Origin of the sequence: Cellulomonas hominis, from assembly GCF_005239125.1 — a bacterium.
In the GTDB taxonomy this organism is placed as follows: domain Bacteria; phylum Actinomycetota; class Actinomycetes; order Actinomycetales; family Cellulomonadaceae; genus Cellulomonas; species Cellulomonas hominis_A.
Window position 1 is genome coordinate 1 of the sequence record NZ_SZYE01000041.1, and the last position, 23,620, is coordinate 23,620.

Here is a 23,620-nt window from a genome sequence, read left to right on the forward strand (position 1 = left end):
CGGCACCCGGTCCGCCAGCCGCGCCGCCCCCGACGTCACCCCGCGCCCGACCCAGTAGAACAGGTGCGACCGCGCCATCACGACGACGAAGAGCCCGGCGATGACGGCCCAGAACGGCCAGCCGCCCATGCCGTACGCCGCCGCCGTGTCGCTCACCCGCCCGAGTCTACGAGTGAGGCGACCCTCACTGCCGCCCCCGTGGTCGCCGTCGGCCGCCCCCGGGTCGGCCGGGCGGGAAGGGGGCGTCGGGCCTGGGACCGAGGTCCCGATCTGACCGCGAGGTGGACGTGCTAGCGTCTTCGCCGAACCTGAGTTCACCCAGGGTTGTTACCCGCCGTCGTCGCGGGGCAAGACCTGAGTCGCAGCGATGCGCCTCAGGTCTTTTTTTGTGCCCCGACGCCGACGGCCTCGACGAGGAGTACGAACATGACGTCCGCGACGACGCGCGACAGTGCCGAGGAGATCATCCGGGCCGTCGGAGGACCGGAGAACGTCCTCAGCCTGACCCACTGCGCCACCCGGCTGCGCTTCGAGCTGCGCGACGCCTCGGTGGTGGACCAGCAGGCCGTGGAGGCGGTGCCCGGCGTGATGGGCGCCGTGCCGCAGTCCGGCGACCGCTACCAGGTGGTCGTCGGCGGGGCCGTGCAGACGGTGTTCACGCAGATCATGCACCTGCCGACGATGGCCGGCGTGGGTGCCGGCCGGCAGTCGGACGCCGACGTGAAGGCGGCGGCGCGCTCGAAGGCGCGCGGCAAGGTCGCCTGGCTGGACGCCGTGTTCGAGTACCTGTCGGACTCGTTCCGCCCCCTGCTCGGCGTGCTGCTGGGCGCCTCGCTGATCATCGCGTTCGCGGCGGTGCTGGACGCGCTCGGCGTGGTCGACTTCCGCGCGGCCGACAAGCCGGCGACCTGGGTGTTCGTCGACGCGATGTGGCGGGCGGTGTTCTACTTCCTGCCGATCATGGTCGCGTACAACGCGGCGAAGAAGCTGCAGGTCGACCCCTGGCTCGGCGCCACGGTCATGGCCGCCGTGATGACGCCGGACTTCCTGAAGCTCACCGACGCGGCCACGACGATCTGCACCACCAACGCCACGCTCGGCACCACGGCGTGCGTCGCGGACGTGTTCGGGCTGCCGATGCAGCTGAACGACTACGGCGGCCAGGTGTTCGTGCCGCTGATCATGGTCGCGGTGCTCGCGCCGCTGTACCGCGGGCTGAAGCGGGTGTTCCCCGAGAACATCCAGATGGTCTTCGTGCCGTTCCTGTCGATGGTCGTGATGATCCCGGTCACCGCGTTCCTGCTCGGCCCGCTCGGCATCTGGCTCGGCTCCGGCCTCGGTGACGGCCTGGCGTGGCTCAACGGCAACGCCCCGATCGTGTTCGCCATCGTGATCCCGCTGATCTACCCGTTCCTGGTGCCGCTGGGGCTGCACTGGCCGCTGAACGCGCTGATGCTGGTCAACCTCAACACCCTCGGCTACGACTTCATCCAGGGCCCCATGGGCGCGTGGAACTTCGCCTGCTTCGGCGCCACCGCCGGCGTGCTCGTGCTCGCGGTCCGCGACAAGGACGTGCAGATGCGCCAGACCGCCACCGGCGCGCTCGCCGCCGGTCTGCTCGGCGGCATCTCGGAGCCCTCGCTGTACGGCATCCACCTGCGGTTCAAGCGGATCTACCCGCGCATGCTCGTCGGCTGCCTCACCGGTGGCGTCATCATCGGCGTGCTCGGCGGCGTGGACACCAACGCGTTCGCGTTCACCTCGCTGCTGACCATCCCGGTGTTCAGCCCGATCCCGGTCTACCTGATCGCGATCGCCGCGGCGTTCGCCGTATCGATGGTCCTGGTCATCGTGTCCGACTACCGCACGCCGGAGCAGCGCGCCGACGCCCTGGCCGCCAAGGCCCAGGCGGAGGCCGACCTCGCGCTGGAGGCGGCGGCCGTGGGCGCCCCCGCCGCGGGTGCCGCGTCCGCGGGTACCCCGGCCGCGGCGTCCGCCGGCACTCCGGCCGCCGCCCCCGTGGCGTCCGCGCCGGTCGCGCCCACCGCGGCCGTGCTGACCCCGGTGGCGGGCGAGATCGTCCCGCTCGCCGAGGTCGACGACCCGGTGTTCGCCTCGAAGGCGCTCGGCGAGGGCGTCGGTGTCGTCCCGTCGGACGGCGTGGTCGTGGCCCCGGTCGCGGGCGAGCTGCTCACCGTCGCCGACACGGGCCACGCCTTCGGCCTCAAGACCGCCGACGGCGTCGAGGTCCTGGTCCACGTCGGGATCGACACCGTGAAGCTCGCGGGCACCGGCTTCGAGGTCGCCGTCCGCAAGGGCGAGCACGTGGCGGCGGGGGACCGGCTCGTCACGGTCGACCTCGGGGTCGTCCGGGAGGCCGGGTACGACACCACCACGCTCGTCACGGTGGTCAACGCCCGCGCGCTCACGCGCGTCGAGCCGCACCCGGCCGGTACGGTCGCCCGGGGCGGCGTCGTGATCGACGTCGAGCCCTGACCGCCCTCGCGGGGGTCGCACCGGAGGGTGCGGCCCCCGCGCGCGGGGCCCTCGGGCGCCGCACCCCGACCCGGCGAGGAGCGACGTGGACATCCTCCGCGTGTTCAACAACAACCTGGTGCTCGCGCGCGCCGAGGACGGCTCCGAGGTGATCCTCACCGGCCGCGGCCTGGGCTTCCAGGCGAAGCCGGGCGACCGGGTGGACCCCGAGCGGATCGTCCGCGTGTTCCGGCCCGACGACGGCCGGGACCCGGACCACCTGGCGGGCCTGCTCGCGGGCATCCCGCCGGAGCACGTCCAGCTGGTCGGGGACGCGCTCACCGAGGTCGGCCTGCAGGCGGTCGCGGCCCGGCCGGCGCTGGTCGTCGCGATGGCCGACCACGTCAGCTTCGCGCTCGCGCGGGCCGAGGCGGGGCAGGTGGTCGAGTACCCGCTGCTCGCCGAGGTGACCAACCTCTACGCGGAGGAGCACGCGCAGGCCACGCGGCTGCTCGACGCGATCAACGCCCGCGTGGCGACCCCGCTGCCGGCGACCGAGGCCGTCGGCCTGGCGCTGCACCTGGTCAACGCCGGGTTCGCGACCGGCGACCTCGCGTTCAGCTACACGATGACCGGGCTGATCCAGCAGTTCCTCGACGTCGTGGCCGGCGCGCACGGCGTCGTGCTCGAGGCCGGCTCGGTGAGCGTCGGCCGGTTCGTCACGCACCTGCGCTACCTGTTCGTCCGGGTGCACCAGCGCCGGCAGCTCGACGACGAGCGGCACTCCGCCGTCGGGGACGCGATCCGGCAGACCTACCCGGAGGCCGTCGAGACCGCCGACCGGCTCGCGCGGCTGGTCGAGGTGCGGCTGCAGGCGGCGCTGACGCCGGACGAGGTCGCGTACCTCGCGCTGCACGTCGCCCGCGTGGTGCAGGACGCGCAGCAGCCGGGCTGAGCCGGGTCCGGGCCGGTGCCGGCGGCGGGCCGGTGCCGGGCCGCGGCGCCCGGGCCTCAGCGGGTCGCCGGGAGCTCCACGTCGTCCGGGAGCTCCGGGTGGGGGTCGTGCGGCGCGTCGTCGGCGCTCCGCCGGGCGAGCAGCGGCCTCGTGACCGCCGCCAGCGCGTACAGCCCGATCGCCAGCAGCACGATCGTCGCCCCCGGCGGGATGTCCTCCCAGTAGGTGATCGACAGCCCGACGACGCTCACCGCGATCCCGATGCCCGACGCCAGGGCCATCACCCGGGAGAACGAGCCGACCAGCAGCTGCGCGACCGCCACCGGGACGATCATCAGCGCGCTGACCAGCAGCAGCCCCACGACCCGCATCGCGATCGTCACCGTGAGCGCCGACATCGCGGCGACCACCATGTTCAGGGCCGTCACCGGCAGGCCGGACCCGCGCGCGAACTCCTCGTCGTGGCTCACCGCGAACAGCACGTGCCGCAGGCCGAGCCCGACCAGCAGCACGCCGACGGCGAGCCCGGCGGTCCACCACAGGTCGCCGGTGGACACGGTCGAGATCGAGCCGAACAGGTAGGACACCAGGTTGGCGTTCGTGCCGCCGGCGAGCTTGATCAGCAGCACGCCGCCGGCGATGCCGCCGTAGAACATCAGCGCGAGCGCGAGGTCGCCGGAGGTGCGGCCGCGGGCGCGCACCCACTCGATCGCGACCGACCCGATCAGCGCCGCGACCACCGCGCCCGGGATGGCGAGCGTGTCCTGCGGGACCAGCCCCGCCCAGGTGCCGACCAGCCAGCCGAGCGCGACGCCGGTGAGGGCCACGTGGCCCAGCCCGTCGCCCATCAGCGCGAGCCGGCGCTGCACCAGGAACGTCCCGACGACCGGCGCCGCGGCGCCGACCAGCACGGCGGCGATCAGCGCGCGCTGCATCAGCGGGGACGACAGCATCGCCCCGAGCGTCTCGAACCACGTCACGGCAGGACCTCCATGGACAGCCCGGTGCCCGGGTCCGGCGGGGGCGGGTCGGCGTGCGGGTGGGTGTGCTCGTGCTCGGGCCCGGCGTGCTCGCCGCGCGGGGTGGGCGGCGGCCCGTCGTAGACGACCCGGCCGTGCCGCAGGGCGACCGCGCGGTCGATGAGCCCGGCGAACGCGCCGAGCTCGTGCAGGATCACCAGCACCGTGCCGCCCGCCTCGTGCAGCCGGCGGACCGTGGCGACGAACGTCTCCTGCGTCGGCAGGTCGATGCCGGAGGTCGGCTCGTCGAGCACCAGCAGGTCGGGCTCGCGGACCAGCGCGCGGGCGATGAGCACCCGCTGCTGCTGGCCGCCCGACATCTGCAGCACCGAGCGGTGCGCGTGCCGGGCCATGCCGACCTGCTCCAGCGCGGCGAGCGCCCGCTTCCGGGCGTCCCGCGGCGGGCGCAGCGTGCGGCCGTGCACCAGGCCCGACACGACGACCTCGACCGCGGTGGCCGGGACGCCGCCGCCGGCGGGCAGCCGCTGGGGCACGTAGCCGATCCGGTCCCACGGGACGCCGTTGCCGAGCGCGCCGCCGAGCAGCCGGACCTCGCCCGCCGTGCGCGGCGCGATGCCGAGCAGGGCGCGGACCAGCGTCGACTTGCCGGAGCCGTTGGCGCCGAGCAGGGCGACGACCTCGCCGCGCTCGACGCGCAGGTCCACCCCGGACAGGATCTGGTGGCCGCCGAGGACGACGTCGACGCCGGTGGCGAGGACGGCGGGCTCGGCGCCGGGGGCCGTGGTGGCTGCGTCGGTCATGCGCACGAGAGTGCCGTACGGAGCGTGTCGAGGTTGGCCCGGGCGACCGAGACGTAGTCCTGCGTGTCGTCGGTCAGGCCCTCCAGCGGGTCCAGCACGGCGGTGTCGACGCCGAGCTCGTCCGCCAGGGTCTCGGCGACCTTCGGGCTGGCGAGCGTCTCGAAGAAGATCGTGGACACGCCCTCGTCCTGCACGACCTTCCCGACCTCGGCCAGGCGCGCGGGCGACGGCTCGCCCTCCGGGTCGACGCCGGAGATGCCGACCTGCTCCAGGTCGTACCGCTCGGCGAGGTAGGAGAACGCCTCGTGCGTGGTGACGATCGTGCGGCTCTCGCAGGACGCCAGGCCCGTGGCGTACTCGGCGTCCAGGTCGGCCATCTGCTGCGCGAACGCCTCGGCGTTGGCCTGGAACTCGTCGGCGTGGTCCGGGTCGATCTCGGCGAGCTGCGCGGCGACGTCGTCGGCGACCGCGGGCAACCGGCTGGGGTCGAGCCAGAAGTGCGGGTCGAGGGAGCCGTGGTCGTGGCCGTCGTCCTCGGCGTGCTCCTCGCCGTCCGCGCTGTGCTCGGCCGCGTGCAGCTCGGTGTCCTGCGCCGCGTCGACGACGTGCGCCGGCGGGTTCGCGTCGACCGCGTCGTCCACCGACGCCTGGAACTCGGACAGGTAGACGACGAGGTCGGCGCGGCCGACCGCGTCCACCTGGGCGGGGGAGAGCTCGAGGTCGTGCGGCTCCGCCCCGGGCGGGGTGAGGGTGTCGACCTGCACCAGGTCGCCGCCCACCTGCTGCGTGACGTACTGCAGCGGGTAGAACGAGGCCAGCACCGCGATGCCGTCGCCGGACCCGCCGCCGGAGCCGCCCGAGCCCGGGGAGGAGCAGGCGGTCAGCGCGAGGACGACGCCCGCGGACACGGCGAGCGGCAGGGTGGTGCGGCGGAGGGACATGGCTCCATCATCGGACTGTTGAGAACGAGTGTCAAAACCGCTCCCCGCGGCGCACGTCCGCGGTGCGGCGCGGCCGGTCACGCGCCGTCCCGGCCCGGTAGCCTGTCGGACGATCCCTTCCCCCGCGCCACCCAGGCGCGCAGGACCCCGGCACCAGGAGCACTCACCGTGGCAGCACCCTCCCGTCTCGACTCCGTCGTCTCCCTCGCCAAGCGGCGCGGCTTCGTCTTCCAGAGCGGGGAGATCTACGGCGGTTCCCGCTCCGCGTGGGACTACGGGCCGCTGGGCGTCGAGCTCAAGGAGAACATCAAGAAGCAGTGGTGGCGGACCGTCGTGCAGAGCCGCGACGACGTCGTCGGCCTCGACTCCGCGGTGATCCTGCCGCGCCAGGTCTGGGTGGCCTCGGGCCACGTCGGCGTGTTCACCGACCCGCTGACCGAGTGCCTGCACTGCCACAAGCGGTTCCGCGAGGACCAGATGCTCGAGGAGTTCGAGGAGAAGAAGGGCCGCGCGCCCGAGGGCGGCCTCGCCGAGATCGCCTGCCCGAACTGCGGCACCCGCGGCCAGTGGACCGAGCCGCGTGACTTCAACATGATGCTCAAGACCTACCTCGGCCCCGTCGAGGACGAGTCCGGCCTGCACTACCTGCGGCCCGAGACCGCGCAGGGCATCTTCGTGAACTTCGCGAACGTGCTGACCACCGCGCGCAAGAAGCCGCCGTTCGGCATCGGCCAGATCGGCAAGTCGTTCCGCAACGAGATCACCCCGGGCAACTTCATCTTCCGGACCCGCGAGTTCGAGCAGATGGAGATGGAGTTCTTCGTCGAGCCCGGCACCGACGAGACCTGGCACCAGTACTGGATCGACCAGCGCACCGACTGGTACGTCGACCTGGGCATCTCCCGCGAGAACCTGCGGCACTACGAGCACCCCGCCGAGAAGCTCTCGCACTACTCCAAGCGGACCGTCGACATCGAGTACCGGTTCGGCTTCTCCGGCTCCGAGTGGGGCGAGCTCGAGGGCATCGCGAACCGCACCGACTTCGACCTCTCGACGCACTCGAAGCACTCCGGCCAGGACCTGTCGTACTTCGACCAGACCAAGGACGAGCGCTGGGTGCCGTACGTCATCGAGCCGGCCGCCGGCCTGACCCGGTCGCTCATGGCGTTCCTGGTCGAGTCGTACGCCGAGGACGAGGCGCCGAACGCCAAGGGCGGCGTCGACAAGCGCACCGTGCTCAAGCTCGACCCGCGCCTCGCGCCGGTCAAGGCCGCGGTGCTGCCGCTGTCCCGCAACGAGGCCCTGTCGCCCAAGGCGCGGGACCTCGCCGCGGAGCTCCGCAGGTCCTGGAACGTCGACTTCGACGACGCCGGTGCCATCGGCCGCCGGTACCGCCGCCAGGACGAGATCGGCACCCCGTTCTGCATCACCGTCGACTTCGACACCCTCGAGGACCAGGCCGTCACCATCCGGCACCGCGACGACATGACGCAGGAGCGCGTCGCGCTCGACCAGGTGACCGGCTACCTCGCGCAGCGGCTCGTCGGGGCCTGACCCCTGGGCGGCACGCACGGCCACGCGCACGGCGCGGGTCCCGCCCCCGACGTCACCGTCGGGCGGCGGGCCCGCGCCGTCGTCGTCGCGCTGCTCGGCGTCGCGCTGCTGGCGACCGTCGCCGGGCTCGTGGCGCTCTGGCCGCGGGAGGACGGGCCGACGCTGCAGACCACGCCCGACGGGTCGTCGTACGTCGAGGTGACCGCCACCGACGTCGACCTGCTCGCGGACGCGGAGACGGGGCCGGCGCTGCTCGCGGAGACCGACGACGGCGCGTCGATCACGGTGCAGGTCGCCCCCGAGTACCTCGACGTGATCCAGGCGGGCGACCGGATCCGGGTGCTCACGCTGCCGCAGGCGGGCGCGGCGGCGCCGTACGTGTTCGTCGACCTGGTGCGCGGGCCGCCGATGGCGCTGCTGGCCGCCGTCATGGGCGTGCTGGTGCTGGCGGTCGCGCGGCTGCGCGGGCTGGGTGCGCTGGCCGGCCTGGCCGTGTCCGTCGGCGGGGTGCTGTGGTTCACGGTCCCCGCGCTGCTCACCGGCGGGCCGCCGCTGCCGGTCGCGCTCGTCACCGCCTCGGCGCTCATGTTCGTGCTGCTCTACCTCGCGCACGGGGTGTCGATCCGCACGTCGACCGCGCTGCTGGGCACCCTGGGCGGGCTGGTGGCGACGGGCGCGCTGGCCGCGTGGGCCACCGGGGCGACGCACCTCAACGCCCTCAGCGGCGAGTACGCCCTCGACCTGCGCGCCAACGCCCCCGAGGCCGACCTGCAGGGGATCCTGCTGTGCGGCATCGTGCTCGCCGGCCTCGGCGTGCTCAACGACGTCACCATCACGCAGGTGTCCGCGGTGTGGGAGATCCGGGGGCTGTCGCCGGCCGCCTCCCGGCGGGACCTGTTCCGCGGCGGCATGCGGATCGGGCGGGACCACATCGCGTCGACGGTGTACACCGTGGCGTTCGCGTACCTCGGGGCGGCGCTGCCCCTGATCCTGCTCGTCACCATGTCGGACCGGACGCTGCTGGACACGCTGACGTCCGGGGAGATCGCGGAGGAGGTCGTGCGGACGCTGGTCGGGTCGATCGGCCTGGTGCTGGCGATCCCGCTGACGACTGCGATCGCGGCGGCCCTGGCCCCGGCCCCGGCCGCGCCGCCGGCCACGTCGCCCGCTCCGCCGGGGGTCGCCGCGCCCGCGTCGCCGGCCGCAGCCGACGCGCCCCGCTCCTGAGCCGACCCGCCGAGTCTCCGGACCCGGACTGCACAGCGTGCGCGACGCACAGGCCCCCGGCGGAGACTCGGCGTCGGTGCCGTGGGGTCAGGAGGTCGGCGGGGCGTCCGGGAGGGCGTCGGCCGCCGTGACCGCGTGGACGTGGGCGTGGGCGTGGGTGTCCGGGGCGGCGTGCCGGGCCGGGGCGGCGCCGGCGCGGGTCACGACCAGCGCGGCGATGCCGGTCGTGAGCGGGATCGCCAGCACCAGGCCGATCGACGACACCATGGTCCGCACGATCTCCTCGGCGAACTCCCCGGAGGTCAGCGTCGGCCCGAGCGGCAGGCCGTAGAGCTCGAGCAGCAGCAGCACCGGGAGGGCCGCGCCCGTGTAGGCGAACGCGATCGTGTAGACGGTCGACGCGATGTGGTCCCGGCCGATCCGCATGCCGCCGCGGAACAGCTCGGCCCGCGACGCCTCGGGCGAGACCGCCCGCAGCTCCCACACCGCGGAGGCCTGGGTGATCGTCACGTCGTTGAGCACGCCGAGCCCGGCCAGCACCAGCCCGCACAGGAACAGCCCGCGCAGCGACGTGGCGCCGCTCTCGCCGAGCAGCTGGGCGAGCCGGTAGGAGTCCTCGCTGCTCACGCCCGACAGCCGGGCCCACGCGGCGCCGAGCACGCCCAGGACCGTCGTCGCGGCCAGCCCCGCCAGGGTGCCGAGCAGCGCCGCCGACGTGCGCAGGGAGAGCCCGTGCGCCAGGTAGAGCACCACGGCCATGATCAGCGTCGACGCGCTCAGCGCCACGACGACGGGGTTCTCGCCCCGGACCAGCGCCGGCAGCACGTACACCCCGATGAGCGCGAACGCGATGAGCAGCCCGAGCAGCGCCCGCAACCCGCGGCCCCGCGCGACCAGGATGATCGCGAGGGCGAACACCAGCGCGATCGACACCAGCGGCAGCGTGCGGTCGTAGTCGTGCCACGCCCAGACCTCGGAGTCGGTGCCGGTCGCCGGGTAGTGCTCGACCAGGATGCGGGTGCCGGACGGGACCTGGTCGGCGGTGGTGGACGCCGTGGCCCAGACCTCCACATCCCGCCCGCGCTCCGGACCGCTCGTGATCGTCGCGTGCACCCGCAGGCAGGCGACGTCGTCCGGGATGGTGCCGTCCGGCTGCCGGTCCTCCACCGTGCCCTGGCACTGCTCCAGCGAGGTCCCGGTGACCGTGGCCGTCGGGTAGTCGATCGCGACGTCGCTGATCTGCCGGGCGGTCGTCGGCTCGCCGTGCGGCCAGGTCAGGGCCATGCCGACGGCGGCCGCCAGCACGAGCGGCAGCAGGATCGCGGCGATGACGCGTCGGGTGCGCAGGGCGTCGGGGGAGGGCACGGGGCGATTCTGCCGGGTGCGCGGCGGTCTCGCCCCGGGGCGTCGCCGGTCGGGCGCGTCGGCCGCCCGGACCCGCCCGGTGCGGCCCGCGCCGCGAGGTCCACCCGCCGGGTGGGGGACAATCGAGGCATGACCGCTCCCGCCACCGCCGACCCGGCCGCCCCGGCGGCCGAGGGGCACGTGATCCCGCCGCTGCGCATCGGGCCGCTCACGATCGACACGCCCGTGGTGCTCGCGCCCATGGCCGGCGTCACCAACGCGGCGTTCCGCCGGCTGTGCCGCGAGTCGGGCGCCGGGCTGTACGTGGCGGAGATGGTCACCTCGCGGGCGCTGGTCGAGCGGGGCGAGGAGTCGATGCGGATCATCTCGCACGCCCCCGACGAGAAGCCGCGCTCGGTCCAGGTGTACGGCGTCGACCCGGCGACCGTCGGCGCTGCCGTGCACCTCATCGCGTCCGAGGACCGCGCGGACCACGTCGACCTCAACTTCGGCTGCCCGGTGCCCAAGGTCACCCGGCGCGGCGGCGGCTCCGCCCTGCCGTGGAAGCGCGAGCTGTTCGAGTCGATCCTGCGGGCGGCCGTCGACGCGGCCCGGCCGTACGGCGTCCCGGTCACGGTGAAGATGCGCAAGGGCATCGACGACGACCACCTGACGTACCTCGAGGCCGGCCTGGTCGCGCAGGACCTGGGCGTCGCGGCGGTCGCGCTGCACGCCCGCACCGCGGAGCAGTACTACTCCGGCACGGCGGACTGGGAGGCGATCGCGCGCCTCAAGGAGACCGTCACCGACATCCCGGTGCTCGGCAACGGCGACATCTGGTCCGCCGAGGACGCCGTGCGCATGGTCCGCGAGACGGGCTGCGACGGCGTCGTCGTCGGCCGCGGCTGCCAGGGCCGGCCGTGGCTGTTCGCCGACCTCGCGGCGGCGTTCGCGGGCTCGTCCGAGCGGATCACGCCGGGCGCCCGGTACGTCGCGCAGGTCATCCGCCGGCACGCCGAGCTGATGGTCGAGGCGTTCGGCGACGAGGGCAAGGCCCTGCGCGAGCTGCGCAAGCACATGGCCTGGTACTGGAAGGGCTACGTCGTCGGCGGCGAGCAGCGCGCGGCGCTCGGGCTCGTGTCCAGCCTGGCCGAGCTCGACGACCGGCTCGCGGCGCTCGACCTGGACCAGCCGTACCCGGGCGAGGCCGCCGAGGGGCAGCGCGGCCGCGCGGGGACCCCGAAGCGCCCGCACCTCCCGGACGGCTGGCTCGACAGCCGCGATCTCTCGGAGGACTTCCGCCGCGGCCTCGCGGAGGCCGAGCTGAGCGTCAGCGGCGGCTGACCCCGCGACGTCGGGCCACCTCACCCGCGCCCCCGGCACCCCGGCCCAGCCCGAGCGCGCCCAGCCCCGGCGCGCCGAGTCCCGGCACGCCGAGGTTGCACCACGTGCGGGGTTCGGGCGCCCTGAACCCCGCGACTGCTGCACGTTCGGCGATGTGCGGGGCGCGGGGTGCGGGGCGCGGGGTCAGGCGCGGGTGACCGCGACGCCCCGGGCCAGGGCGCGCACGCCGTCCCGGGTCGCGTGCGGGGCGGCCAGCGCCTCCGTGGCGACCGCCAGGGCGCCGGCCGCTGACGCCCACGCCAGGGCCTCCGCCGTGCCGCGGCCGTCCAGCGTCGCCGCGAGGAGGCCCGCGAGGAACGCGTCCCCCGCACCGTTGGTGTCCACGACGGCGCCCGCCGGGGCCGCGGCGACCTCCCAGAACCCGTCCGCGTCCAGCGCGAGCGCGCCGCCGGCCCCCCGGGTGCACACGGCGAGCCGCGTGCCGCCCGCGACGCGTGCCCGCAGGTAGGCGACCGGGTCCGCCAGCCGCGCCCCGGAGACCAGCAGCACGTCGGCGGCGTCCGCGAACGGGCGCTGGAACTCCGCGACGCCGTCGTCGTCGTGCACGTCGCACCACACCGGCACGCCGGCGTCGCGCGCGGCGGCCAGCACCGGGATCGACAGCTCCGCCAGGTCGACCACGGCGGCCCGCGCCCCGGCCAGCCCGGCGGCCGCGTCGACGGCGACCCCCGGCGACGGCAGCGTCAGGTACACCGACACCCGCCCGCCGTCGTCCGTCATGAGGTTGACGTGCCGCTCGGTCCGCCCGTCCCGCGCGGGCACGGCGTCGAGCGCGATCCGCGGGTGCGCCAGGGCGCCCCGCACCGCGTCGCCGAGCGCGTCCGCGCCGAGCACGGTCCGCAGCCGCACGTCGATCCCGAGCGCCGCCAGCGTGACGGCCTTGCCCGCGGACGTGCCGCCGAGCCCGTCGTGGTGCCCGGACGCGAACAGCGTCTGCGACCGCGCCTCCGGCAGCGCGGCGACCCGGACCAGCGTGTTCCAGGAGGCGGGCCCCACGACGACGACGGGGCCGCCCCCGTGCGCGGGGACGGCCCCGTCGGGGTGCGTCACGGCGTCAGCGCGCCCGGAGCCAGACGGTGGTGTCGCCGGGCAGCTCCGCGCCGACCGGGGCGTCGCCCGGCAGGCCGGAGGCGAGCAGCACCTCGGCGCCGGCGGGCAGCGCGACCGGGGACGAGCCCAGGTTCGCGACGACGACCACCGAGCCGTTGCGCACGGCGATGACGTCCTCGTCGTCCTGGAACTCCGGCTCCCAGGACGCCCCGCCGAGGCCGAGCCGCTCGGCCCGGCGCAGGCGCAGCGCGGCGCGGTACAGCTCGAGCGTCGAGCCCTCGACGCCGTCCTGCGCGTCGGCGGCGAACGCGGCCCACTCCGCGGGCTGCGGCAGCCAGGTCTTCCCGTTCGGCGAGTAGCCGAAGCCCGGGGCGTCGGCCTCCCACGGCAGCGGGACGCGGCAGCCGTCGCGGCCGCGCTCGGCGCCGTTCGTCCGGAAGAACGCGGGGTCCTCGCGGACCTCGTCGGCGAGGGCGGTGTGCTCGGGCAGGCCGAGCTCCTCGCCCTGGTAGACGTAGGCCGAGCCCGGCAGGCCGAGCATCAGCAGCGAGGCGGCGCGGGCGCGGCGCAGGCCGAGCTCGGCGTCGGGCTGCTCGTCCTCGGCGCCGATGCCGTTGGGGCGCGACGACGGGTCGGCGAGGCCGAGGCGGGACGCGTGCCGGACGACGTCGTGGTTCGACATGACCCAGGTGGTCGGCGCACCGACGGTGTCGTTGACCTGGTAGGACGCCGCGATGACCTTGCGCAGCGCCGGGGCGTCCCAGCCGGTCGCCAGGAAGGCGAAGTTGAACGCCTGGTGCATCTCGTCCGGGCGCACGTACCGGGCGAGGCGGCTCAGCGGCTCGACCCAGGCCTCGGCGACGAGCATCCGGTCGCCGTCGTACTCGTCGAGGACCTTCCGCCACGCGCGGTAGATCTCGTGCACGCCGTCCTGGTCGAACATCGGGCCCTGGTTGCCGGAGCCGGAGACGGCGTCGCTGTCGTCGGCACCCTCGATCATGGACACGTGGCCGTCCCAGTCGGGCAGCCCCTCGGCCTTGACCATGCCGTGCGCGACGTCGACCCGGAAGCCGTCGACCCCGCGGTCCAGCCAGAACCGCAGCACGTCCTCGAACTCGCGGCGGACCTCGGGGTTGGACCAGTCGAGGTCGGGCTGCTTGGAGTCGAACAGGTGCAGGTACCACTGGCCGTCGTCGACGCCGTGCTTCTCCGGGGTGAGCCGGGTCCAGGCCGGCCCGCCGAAGATGGAGCCCCAGTTGTTCGGCGGCTCGGTGCCGTCGACCCCGCGGCCGTCGCGGAACAGGTACCGCGCGCGCTCGGGGGAGCCCGGGGGCGTCTTCAGGGCCTCCTGGAACCAGACGTGCTCGTCCGACGAGTGGTTCGGGACCAGGTCGACGACGACCTTCAGGCCCAGCTCGTGCGCGCGGCCGAGCAGCGCGTCGAAGTCGGCGAGCGTGCCGAACAGCGGGTCCACGTCCCGGTAGTCCGCGACGTCGTAGCCGGCGTCGGCCTGCGGCGACCGGTAGAACGGCGACAGCCAGACCGCGTCCACGCCCAGCGCCGCCAGGTGGTCCAGCCGCGCGGTGATGCCCGGCAGGTCGCCGATGCCGTCGCCGTTCGCGTCCGCGAAGGACCGCGGGTAGACCTGGTAGATCACCGCGTCCCGCCACCACGGGCCGTCGACGGGGCCGGGCTCGTGCACCACCTCCGGGGCGGGGCGGGAGATCGGCTGCTGGTCGAGCTGGGTCACGCTGGTCCTCCGGGGGAGACGGGTGCGGAGCTGGTGGAACCGCGCACGATGAGCTCGGGGTGGAACAGGAGCTCCGTGCGCGAGGTGGGGGTGCCGTTGATCTCCGCCATGAGCGCGGAGACCGCGGCCTGCCCCATCGCCTGGACGGGCTGGCGCACCGTCGTGAGCGGGGGGTCGGTGAAGCCGATCAGCGGCGAGTCGTCGAACCCGACGACCGACACGTCCTCGGGGACGCGCAGGCCGCGGGACCGGGCGGCGCGGATCACGCCGAGGGCCATGAGGTCCGACCCGCAGATGATCGCGGTGTGCCCCGAGTCGATGAGCTCGTGCGCCGCGGTGGCGCCGCCCTCGACCGTGAACAGGGTCGTGTTGACGTGCGGCGCGGCGTCCTCGACGCCGAGCTGCGCGCGCAGCTGGGCGGCGAACGCCTGCCGCTTGCGGGCCGCGGGCACGAACCGCTCCGGGCCGATCGCCAGGCCGATGCGCCGGTGCCCGAGGGCGACCAGGTGCCGGACGGCGAGCTCGATCGCGACGGAGTCGTCCGTGGCGATGCTCGGGGCGTCGACCGCCTCGGCGCGGCCGTTGACGAGCACGATCGGCAGCCCGCGCCCGCGGAGCGCGTGGTAGCGCTCCACCGACGCCTGCGTGTCCGCGTGCAGGCCCGAGACGAACAGGATCCCGGCCACGTCGTGGTCGAGCAGGATCTCGACGTACTGGTCCTCGGTGGTGCCGCCGGGCTGCTGGGCGCACAGCAGCGGCGTGTAGCCGCGCTGGGTCAGCATCGACTCGATGACCTGGGCCATCGCCGGGAACACCGGGTTGGACAGCTCGGGCACCACGAGGCCGACCAGGCCGGCGGGGCGGGTGCGGAGCTTCTCGGGTCGCTCGTAGCCGAGCACGTCGAGGGCCGCCAGCACCGCCTGCCTCGCCTGCGAGGAGACGCCGGGCTTGCCGTTCAGGACCCGCGAGACGGTCGCGGTGGAGACGCCGGCCTGCTCGGCCAGGTCGGTGAGGCGTGTGCGCACGGTCGCGAGCGTAGAGGGCACCGTCGCCTCCTCGTCGTCGTTGTCGTCATCCGATCGGGTCCGCTTCGTCCCCTCGGGTCGGAGAGCACTGTAACCGATGCCTGAAAGTTACCGTAACGGCTTGCAACGAGGCCCGGACGTTGATTACCGTCCCCGTCATCGAGCCAGCGCCGGCGGTGCCGGAGACGGCTCGCACCGCCCCTTCTGACGCTGGGAGTACACCCTGATGCGACGGAGCATCCCCGCCCTCGCCACGACGGCCGTCCTCGCGCTCGCCCTCGCGGCGTGCTCGAGCTCGGACAGCCCGTCCGACGCCACCTCCGACAGCCCCGCCGCCGACTCCGGCGCCGAGGGCACCCTGACGATGTGGGTCGACGACACCCGCATCGACTCCATGCGCCCCGTCGTCGAGGCCTTCACCGAGCAGTCGGGCGTCGACGTCGACCTGGTCCAGAAGGCCACGGGCGACATCGGCCCCGACTTCGTGACCCAGGTGCCGACCGGCGAGGGCCCGGACATCATCGTCTCGGCCCACGACGGCCTCGGCGAGTGGGTCAACAACGGCGTGGTCGCGCCGATCGAGCTCGGCGACAAGGCCGCCGAGTTCGCCGACTCCGCGGTCGCCGCCATGGCCTACGACGGCCAGACCTACGGCGTGCCGATCTCGATCGAGAACATCGCCCTGGTCCGCAACAACGCGCTGCTGCAGGACACCCCGGCCACCACGTTCGACGAGCTCGTCGAGCAGGCCAAGGGCGCCGGCACCGACTTCTCCGTGCTGATCCAGCAGGGCGAGGAGTCCGACCCGTACCACCTGTACCCGCTGCAGACCTCGTTCGGCGCCCCGGTGTTCGAGCAGTCCGCGGACGGCTCCTACACCGACACGCTGGCGCTCGGCGGCGACGCCGGCCACGCGTACGCCCAGTACCTGGCCAAGCTCGGCCAGGAGAAGGTCCTCGACCTGTCGATCGACGGCGACAAGGCCAAGCAGGCGTTCCTCGACGGCCAGGCGCCGTACATCGTGACCGGCCCGTGGAACACCTCCGCGTTCGAGGAGGCCGGCATGGACATCTCCGTGCTCCCGGTCCCGTCGGCCGGCGGCCAGCCCGCGCAGCCGTTCGTCGGCGTGCAGGGCGTGTTCATCTCGGCGAAGTCGGCCAACCCGGTGCTCGCCAACGAGTTCGTCGTCAACTACCTCACCACCGAGGAGGCGCAGGACGCGCTGTACGCGGCCGGCGGCCGCCTCCCGGCGCTGACCGCCTCCGCGGACAAGGTCGACGACCCGGTCCTCCAGGGCTTCAACGACGCGGGCGCCACCGGCGCGCCGATGCCCGCCATCCCCGCGATGAGCTCGGTGTGGTCCTTCTGGGGCGCGACCGAGGCGCAGATCGTCGGCGGCCAGGCGGCCGACCCGGCCGGCGCCTGGGACGCGATGGTCCAGAACATCCAGGACGCGATCGGCGGCTGACCGCCTCCGCGACCGCCGGGGTGCCCACGAGGCGCCCCGGCGGTCGCCGCTCGCTCCCCACCCCCCGAACCAGCAGCACCGCCGCGCCGCCCGGAGGCACCCGCATGTCCGACCAGTCGACCGTCCAGGAGGTCGCGCCCGGCGACCCCGGGGCGACCCGCCCGCCCCGCCGGCGCGTGCCCCGCGGCACCACGTCGCACGCCCGCTCCTTCTCCCCGGGCTTCGTCGCCAAGCTGATCCTGATCGGGACGGTCGACGCGCTCGGCGTGTACGGGATCCTGTCCGCCTGGGCCGTCGGGCAGTGGGGGATCCTCGCGTTCCTGGTCGTGGCGCTCGCCGTCGCGAACTGGGCCTACTTCTCCCGCCGGATGCTGCCGGCGAAGTACCTCGTGCCGGGCCTGCTGTTCCTGGTCGTCTACCAGCTGTTCGCGATGGGCTACACCGGCTACGTCGCGTTCACCAACTACGGCGACGGGCACAACTCGACCAAGGCCGACGCGATCTCGCAGATCGCCGCCCAGAACGAGCGCCGCGTCGAGGGCTCGCCCGCGCTGCCGCTGGCGGTCGTGCAGAACGGCGACGAGCTCGGGTTCGCCGTCGTCACCGAGGACGGCGACACCCAGGTCGGCACCGCGGAGCAGCCGTTCGAGGACGTCGACGCCACCGTCGAGTCCGGGCGCATCACCGCCGTCCCCGGCTGGGAGGTGCTCGGGTTCGCCCAGGTCGCCGCCGACCAGGAGGCGATCACGACCCTGCGGGTGCCGTTCTCCGACGACCCGTCCGACGGCTCGGTCCGCACCCAGGACGGCTCGACGGGCTACGTGTTCCAGTCGACGCTCGAGTACGACGCGGCGAGCGACACCTTCACCGACTCCGAGACCGGCACCGTGTACACGCCCGGCGAGGGCGGCAACTTCGTGTCGGAGGACGGCCAGCGGCTGACCCCCGGCTGGCGGGTCGGCGTCGGCTTCGACAACTTCACCGCGATGGTCACGGACTCCCGGATGGCCGGGCCGTTCGCGCAGATCTTCGTCTGGACCTTCGTGTTCGCGTTCCTGTCCGTCGTGACGACGTTCGCGCTCGGCCTGTTCCTCGCGATCACGTTCAACGACCCCCGGGTGCGCGGCCGCAAGGTCTACCGCTCGCTGCTGATCCTCCCGTACGCGTTCCCGGGCTTCCTGTCCGCCCTGGTGTGGCGCGGCATGCTCAACGAGCGGTTCGGCCTCATCAACGAGGTGCTGCTCGGCGGGGCGTCGATCCCGTGGCTGAGCGACCCGTGGCTGGCGAAGGCCGCGATCATCGGCGTGAACCTCTGGCTGGGCTTCCCGTACATGTTCCTCATCTGCACGGGCGCCCTGCAGTCCATCCCGCACGACATGACCGAGGCCGCGCGGATCGACGGCGCCGGGCGCTGGCGGATCTTCCGCTCGCTCACGCTCCCGCTGCTGATGGTGTCGGTGGCGCCGCTGCTGATCTCGAGCTTCGCCTTCAACTTCAACAACTTCTCGCTGATCTACATGCTGACCGGCGGCGGCCCGAACTTCGTGGGCACCCCGTACGTCGTGGGCCACACCGACATCCTCATCTCGATGGTCTACTCCGTGGCCTTCGAGTCCGGGGTCAAGCAGTACGGCGTCGCCAGCGCGCTGTCGATCGTCATCTTCCTGATCGTCGGGGTCATCTCCTACCTCGGCTTCCGTCGCACCCGCACCCTCGAGGAGATCTGAGATGGCCCGCTCGCCCGAGCTGCACACCGCCGTGCGCGGCCGCCGCTGGTGGTCCGAGGTCGGCTGGCGGCACGTCGTCGGCGTCGTGATGATCGCGGTCTGCCTGCTGCCGCTGCTGTACGTCCTGTCCGCCTCGCTCAACCCGGGCGGCACGCTGACCGGGTCGAACCAGCTGTTCCGGACGATCAGCCTGGAGAACTACACCGAGCTGGGCCCGCGGGGCTACGTCAACTGGGCGGTCAACTCGCTCGTGGTGTCCACCGCGACCGCCGTCGGCACCGTGCTCATGGGCGCCGCCGCGGCCTACGCGTTCTCGCGGTTCCGGTTCCGGGGCCGCCGCTCGGGCCTGACGACGCTGCTGCTGGTGCAGATGTTCCCGCAGATGCTCGCGTTCGTGGCGCTGTTCCTGCTGCTGCTGTCGCTGTCCGAGGTGTTCCCGGCCATCGGCCTGAACACCCAGCTCGGGCTGATCTGCGTCTACCTCGGCGGTGCGCTCGGCGTGAACACGTTCCTCATGTACGGGTTCTTCAACACCGTGCCGCGCGAGATCGACGAGGCCGCCAAGATCGACGGCGCGTCCCACGCGCAGATCTTCTGGACGATCATCCTGCGGCTCGTGGCGCCCATCCTCGCGGTGGTCGGCCTGCTGTCGTTCATCTCGTCCTACGGCGAGTTCATCATCGCCAAGGTCGTGCTGCAGCGGCCCGAGCGGTTCACGCTCGCGCTCGGCCTGTACAACTGGGCGTCCGACGAGCGGAACGCACGCTGGGGCATCTTCGCCGCCGGCGCGGTGATCGCCGCGATCCCGGTCGTGCTGCTGTTCCTGTTCCTGCAGAAGTACATCGTCGGCGGCCTCACCGCCGGCTCGGTGAAGGGCTGACGCGCTTGTCCGACCCGACGACGCGGGGCCGGCACGCCGCCGGCCCCGCCGCGTCCGACGCCGTCCCCGTGCGGCTCGGCGCGCACCACGACGGCTCCGCCCTGTACGTCCCGGGCGGGACGCCCGCCCTCGGGGACGTGGTGCCCGTCCGGGTGCGCGTGCCCGCGGGTGCCGGGCCGGACCCCGAGGTGTGGTTGCGCGTCGTCGAGGACGGCGAGCCCCGGGTGTACCCGGCGCGGGCCGACGGGGGCGACGCGCACGAGCGCTGGTTCACCGCCGACGTGCCGGTGACCAACCCCGTGACCTCCTACCGATTCCTGCTGGCCGGCCCGGGGCGGCCGGGCGGGCAGGAGTGGCTGAACGGCGAGGGCACGATCGCCCGGGACGTCCCGGACACCTCCGACTTCCGGCTCGCGGTCACGCCGCCCGGGCCGGACTGGGCGCGGGACGCCGTCGTCTACCAGGTGTTCCCGGACCGGTTCGCGCGGTCCTCCGGCCGGCACGGCGGCCCGCCCGAGGGCGGCCTGCCCGACTGGGCGCTGCCCGCGGCGTGGGGCGACGAGCCGATCGGCGGCGGCCCCGGCACCGGCACGCAGCTGTACGGCGGCGACCTCGGCGGCATCGAGCAGCGGCTCGACCACCTGCAGCGGCTGGGCGTCGACACCCTGTACCTCACCCCGGTGTTCCCCGGCCGGTCGAACCACCGGTACGACGCCCGGACCTTCGACCACGTCGACCCGGTGCTCGGCGGCGACGAGGCGTTCGCGTCCCTGGCGCGGGCGCTGCACGGCCGCGGGATGCGGCTGGTCGGCGACCTGACGACCAACCACACCGGCGACGCGCACGATTGGTTCCGGCGGGCGCTCGAGGACCCGGCGTCGGAGGAGCGCTCCTTCTACTACTGGCAGGACGCCGACCCGGGCTACGTCGGCTGGCTGGGCCACGCGTCGCTCCCGAAGCTCGACCACCACGCGCCGGCGCTCGCCGCGCGGATGTTCGGGGGACCGGCGTCGGTCGTCGGGCGCTACCTGTCCGAGCCGTTCGCGATGGACGGCTGGCGGGTCGACGTCGCCAACATGACGGGCCGGCAGGGCGCCGACGACCTGACGCACGAGGTCGCGGAGCGCATGCGCGCGGCCATGGCGGAGATCAACCCGGACGCCGTGCTGATCGCGGAGCACTTCCACGACGCGGGCGCCGACCTCCGGGCCGCCGGCGGCTGGCACGGGACGATGAACTACTCGGCGTTCACGCGCCCGGTGTGGACCTGGCTGACCGACCCGACGTCGGACGCCGCCTCGGGGCTGCGGTACGTCGAGCTGCCCGTCGGCATCCCGCGCCGCCCCGGCACCGCGGCCGTGGCGGCCATGCGCGAGTTCGGCGCGGCCGTGCCGTGGAGCGTCACCACGCACCAGTGGAACCTGCTGGGTTCGCACGACACGGCGCGGTTCCGGACCATCGCCGGCTCGCGCGACCTGGTCGAGGTGGGTGCGGGGCTGCTCATGACCTACCCCGGCACGCCCGTGCTGTTCGCCGGCGACGAGGGCGGCCTGGCCGGCCGGAACGGCGAGAACTCGCGGGTGCCGATGCCGTGGGACCAGATCGACGCCGGCGGCGGGCCCGCCTGGGACGCGGGGCTGTTCGCCACCTACCGGTCGCTGATCGCGCTGCGCCGGTCGTCCCGCGCGCTGCGCGAGGGCGGGCTGCGCTGGGTGCTCGTCCGGGACGACGCGATCGCCTACCTCCGGGAGACCGCGGACGAGCGGCTGCTCGTGCTCGCGGCGCGGGCCCCGTGGGGCGGCGCGCTGCTGCCGGGGCACCTGCTGGCGACGGGGGAGCAGCCGGAGAACCTGCACGGCGGCGCGGCGCTGGGCGTGGAGCCCGGCGGGCTGCGGCTGCCGGGGGACGGGCCGGGGGTGCAGGTGTGGCGGCTGGCGTGACCGCCGGGTCGGCCGCCCGCCGCCTAAACTGGGGCCCGTGACCAGCGAGCACCCCGACGGCTACGTCGACGCCGACCGGGAGCGCTGGGTCGCCGAGGCACCCAAGTCGCGTGCCCGGACCCCGTTCGAGCGCGACCGCGCGCGCCTGGTGCACTCCTCGGCGCTGCGCCGGCTCGGCGCCAAGACCCAGGTGCTCGGGCCGTCGAGCGACGACTTCGTCCGCACGCGGCTGACGCACACCCTGGAGGTGGCGCAGGTCGGCCGGGAGATCGGCAAGACCCTCGGCTGCGACCCCGACGTCGTCGACACCGCCTGCCTCGCGCACGACCTCGGCCACCCGCCGTTCGGCCACAACGGCGAACGCGCGCTGGCCCACCTCTCCCGCGACATCGGCGGCTTCGAGGGCAACGCGCAGACGCTGCGGCTGCTGACCCGCCTGGAGCCGAAGGTCGTCGGCCCGGACGGGGTCGCCGTCGGGCTCAACCTCACCCGGGCCTCCCTCGACGCGTCCGTCAAGTACCCGTGGGGCGCCGGGGAGGGTCCGCTGTCCGCGACCGGCCGCCCGACGCACAAGTTCGGCGTCTACACCGACGACCTCCCGGTGTTCACCTGGCTGCGCGACGGCTCGCCGACCGGGCGGAAGTGCCTGGAGGCGCAGGTCATGGACCTCGCCGACGACATCTCCTACTCGGTGCACGACGTCGAGGACGCGGTCGTGGGCGGCCGGTTCGACCTCTGGGTCCTGACCGTGCCCGATCAGCGCGCGCGGGTCGTCGAGGCGGTGCAGACCTGGTACGGCGACGCGATCGACGCCGCCGGGCTCGAGGCCGCGATGGACCGGCTGGTCGCGGCCGAGCTGTGGCGACCCGGCTTCGACGGCACCCGCGGCGCGCTCGCCGCGCTCAAGGACACCACCAGCCAGCTCATCGGCCGGTTCGCCCGCGCCGCGCAGGTCGCGACCCGGGAGCGGTACGGCCCCGGCCCGCTGACCCGGTACGCCGCGGACCTCATCGTCCCGATCGAGACGCAGGCCGAGATCCTGGTGCTCAAGGGCCTCGCCGTCGCGTACGTGATGGCGCCGCGCGAGCTCGAGCCGCTCTACCAGCGGCAGCGCGAGATCCTCGCGGACCTGGTGCACGTGCTGTCCGAGCGGGCGCCGCTCGCGCTCGAGCCGCCGTTCGCGGCGGACTGGCGCGCGGCGGCGGACGACGCGGCCCGGCTGCGGGTCGTGGTGGACCAGGTGGCGTCGCTCACCGACGTCAGCGCGGCCGCCTGGCACGCGCGGCTCGCGCCCCCGCCGCGGTACTGACGCAACCTCCGGGCCCCGCGGTGCGTGTACCCGGTGTGAGAGTCACCACCGCCGCCCCGGCCGAGGGGCCCGACGCGCCGGCGGAGCTGCTGCTCCCCGTGCAGCCCGACCGCGCACCCACCCGGCGGGCGACCGCCGACGAGGAGTTCGCCCTGTTCATGGGCGACGCCGCGCCCGCGCTGGCCCGGACCGCCTGGCTGCTGTGCGGCGACGCGCACCAGGCCGACGAGCTCGTGCAGCAGGCACTGGTCCGCACCTACCTGGCGTGGCCGCGGGCGCGGGAGCGGGACCCGCTCGCCTACGCCCGGCGCGTGCTGGCGAACCTGCGGATCGACACCTGGCGGCGCCGGCGCCGCGAGGTGCTGACCGACCCCGGCGACCTGCCGCACGGCGCCGAGCCGTCCGGCGCCCAGCAGCAGGCGGACCGCGACCAGCTGGTCCGCTCCCTGGCCACGCTCAGCACCCGGCAGCGGCGCGTCGTCGTGCTGCGGCACCTGGAGGGCCTGTCCGAGGCCGAGGTCGCCGAGGACCTCGGCGTCACCGTCGGCACCGTGAAGTCCACCGCGTCGCGGGCGCTCGCGCGGCTGCGCGCCTCGCTCGGCGAGGACGCCGCCGCCGGCCCCGGCCGCCCCACCGACCCGAGGAGCACCCGATGAGCACCGACGACGAGTTCGCCCGGCACCTGCGTTCCCGCGTCGAGGCCGCCGCCCCGACCATCTCCGTCGACACCGCCCGGGTCGTGCCGCGCGCCCGGAGGCGGCGGGCCTGGACCCGCGCGGCCGGGGCCGGCG

The 23,620-nt window shown here is 74.3% G+C and carries 18 protein-coding genes; 11 read left to right on the forward strand and 7 right to left on the reverse strand.

All coding sequences use genetic code 11. The features are described 5' to 3' along the window. The first annotated feature begins 426 nt into the window (after window positions 1-426). Together FA014_RS07475 and FA014_RS07480 are read left to right on the forward strand one after the other, a co-directional pair. On the forward strand, window positions 427-2,496 hold the full coding sequence (locus FA014_RS07475) for a glucose PTS transporter subunit IIA (protein WP_154729064.1): 2,070 nt from the start codon (window positions 427-429) through the stop codon (window positions 2,494-2,496). An 85-nt stretch (window positions 2,497-2,581) separates the two neighbouring features. Then, complete coding sequence (locus FA014_RS07480; RefSeq protein ID WP_154729065.1) at window positions 2,582-3,430, forward strand: PRD domain-containing protein; 849 nt, start codon at window positions 2,582-2,584, stop codon at window positions 3,428-3,430. Window positions 3,431-3,486: 56 nt separating this feature from the next. On the opposite strand, the gene FA014_RS07485 is transcribed toward FA014_RS07480, so the two are convergent. Genes FA014_RS07485 through FA014_RS07495 form a run of 3 tightly spaced genes read right to left on the reverse strand, consistent with a single transcriptional unit; the run spans window position 3,487 to window position 6,151 of the window. Next, a complete protein-coding gene (locus FA014_RS07485) occupies window positions 3,487-4,383 on the reverse strand; it encodes a metal ABC transporter permease (RefSeq protein WP_154729078.1) in 897 nt (298 codons plus the stop codon). Between the two features lie 23 nt (window positions 4,384-4,406). Then, a complete protein-coding gene (locus FA014_RS07490) occupies window positions 4,407-5,210 on the reverse strand; it encodes a metal ABC transporter ATP-binding protein (RefSeq protein WP_154729066.1) in 804 nt (267 codons plus the stop codon). After that, the gene (locus FA014_RS07495) at window positions 5,207-6,151 is read right to left on the reverse strand and encodes a metal ABC transporter substrate-binding protein (protein ID WP_154729067.1); all 945 of its coding nucleotides are present in this window, start codon (window positions 6,149-6,151) and stop codon (window positions 5,207-5,209) included. The genes FA014_RS07490 and FA014_RS07495 overlap by 4 nt, the downstream gene beginning before the upstream one ends. A 168-nt stretch (window positions 6,152-6,319) precedes the next feature. Here FA014_RS07495 and FA014_RS07500 point away from each other — a divergent pair, with 168 nt between their 5' ends. Then, window positions 6,320-7,705 (forward strand): glycine--tRNA ligase, encoded by a 1,386-nt coding sequence (locus FA014_RS07500; protein WP_154729068.1) that lies wholly within the window; start codon window positions 6,320-6,322, stop codon window positions 7,703-7,705. Window positions 7,706-7,834: 129 nt separating this feature from the next. Then, entirely contained in the window at window positions 7,835-8,932 is a 1,098-nt protein-coding gene (locus FA014_RS07505) for a YibE/F family protein (RefSeq protein WP_230322949.1), read from the forward strand. A gap of 87 nt (window positions 8,933-9,019) precedes the next feature. Here FA014_RS07505 and FA014_RS07510 read toward each other — a convergent pair whose 3' ends face one another. Then, complete coding sequence (locus FA014_RS07510) at window positions 9,020-10,297, reverse strand: YibE/F family protein (RefSeq protein WP_230322950.1); 1,278 nt, start codon at window positions 10,295-10,297, stop codon at window positions 9,020-9,022. A gap of 129 nt (window positions 10,298-10,426) precedes the next feature. Between FA014_RS07510 and dusB the strand changes: the two genes are divergently transcribed. Then, complete coding sequence (gene dusB / locus FA014_RS07515; RefSeq protein WP_154729070.1) at window positions 10,427-11,620, forward strand: tRNA dihydrouridine synthase DusB; 1,194 nt, start codon at window positions 10,427-10,429, stop codon at window positions 11,618-11,620. A 183-nt stretch (window positions 11,621-11,803) separates the two neighbouring features. Here dusB and FA014_RS07520 read toward each other — a convergent pair whose 3' ends face one another. The 3 genes from FA014_RS07520 to FA014_RS07530 are packed head-to-tail and all read right to left on the reverse strand — an operon-like array spanning window position 11,804 to window position 15,505. Beyond that, complete coding sequence (locus FA014_RS07520; protein WP_154729071.1) at window positions 11,804-12,730, reverse strand: carbohydrate kinase family protein; 927 nt, start codon at window positions 12,728-12,730, stop codon at window positions 11,804-11,806. 4 nt (window positions 12,731-12,734) lie between these two features. Then, window positions 12,735-14,480 carry a glycoside hydrolase family 13 protein gene (locus FA014_RS07525; protein ID WP_419178381.1) on the reverse strand — a complete coding sequence of 582 codons (1,746 nt, stop codon included), beginning with the start codon at window positions 14,478-14,480 and terminating at the stop codon, window positions 12,735-12,737. Further along, window positions 14,477-15,505: a LacI family DNA-binding transcriptional regulator gene (locus tag FA014_RS07530; protein WP_154729072.1), complete on the reverse strand. Its 1,029-nt coding sequence runs from the start codon at window positions 15,503-15,505 to the stop codon at window positions 14,477-14,479. Before FA014_RS07530 ends, FA014_RS07525 begins: the two co-directional genes overlap by 4 nt. Window positions 15,506-15,731: 226 nt before the next feature. Between FA014_RS07530 and FA014_RS07535 the strand changes: the two genes are divergently transcribed. The 6 genes from FA014_RS07535 to FA014_RS07560 all read left to right on the forward strand — a co-directional run bounded on the left by FA014_RS07535 (window position 15,732) and on the right by FA014_RS07560 (window position 23,485). Next, complete coding sequence (locus FA014_RS07535) at window positions 15,732-16,973, forward strand: sugar ABC transporter substrate-binding protein (protein ID WP_154729073.1); 1,242 nt, start codon at window positions 15,732-15,734, stop codon at window positions 16,971-16,973. 104 nt (window positions 16,974-17,077) lie between these two features. Beyond that, complete coding sequence (locus FA014_RS07540) at window positions 17,078-18,700, forward strand: ABC transporter permease subunit (RefSeq protein WP_154729074.1); 1,623 nt, start codon at window positions 17,078-17,080, stop codon at window positions 18,698-18,700. A 1-nt stretch (window position 18,701) separates the two neighbouring features. Then, a complete protein-coding gene (locus FA014_RS07545) occupies window positions 18,702-19,580 on the forward strand; it encodes a sugar ABC transporter permease (protein ID WP_154729075.1) in 879 nt (292 codons plus the stop codon). A gap of 5 nt (window positions 19,581-19,585) precedes the next feature. Beyond that, window positions 19,586-21,520, forward strand: a complete 1,935-nt coding sequence (locus tag FA014_RS07550; protein WP_328288181.1) for a glycoside hydrolase family 13 protein — start codon at window positions 19,586-19,588, stop codon at window positions 21,518-21,520. A gap of 37 nt (window positions 21,521-21,557) precedes the next feature. Further along, window positions 21,558-22,829: a deoxyguanosinetriphosphate triphosphohydrolase gene (locus tag FA014_RS07555; protein WP_230322951.1), complete on the forward strand. Its 1,272-nt coding sequence runs from the start codon at window positions 21,558-21,560 to the stop codon at window positions 22,827-22,829. A gap of 35 nt (window positions 22,830-22,864) precedes the next feature. Continuing rightward, complete coding sequence (locus FA014_RS07560; RefSeq protein WP_419178382.1) at window positions 22,865-23,485, forward strand: SigE family RNA polymerase sigma factor; 621 nt, start codon at window positions 22,865-22,867, stop codon at window positions 23,483-23,485. Window positions 23,486-23,620 lie beyond the last annotated feature (135 nt).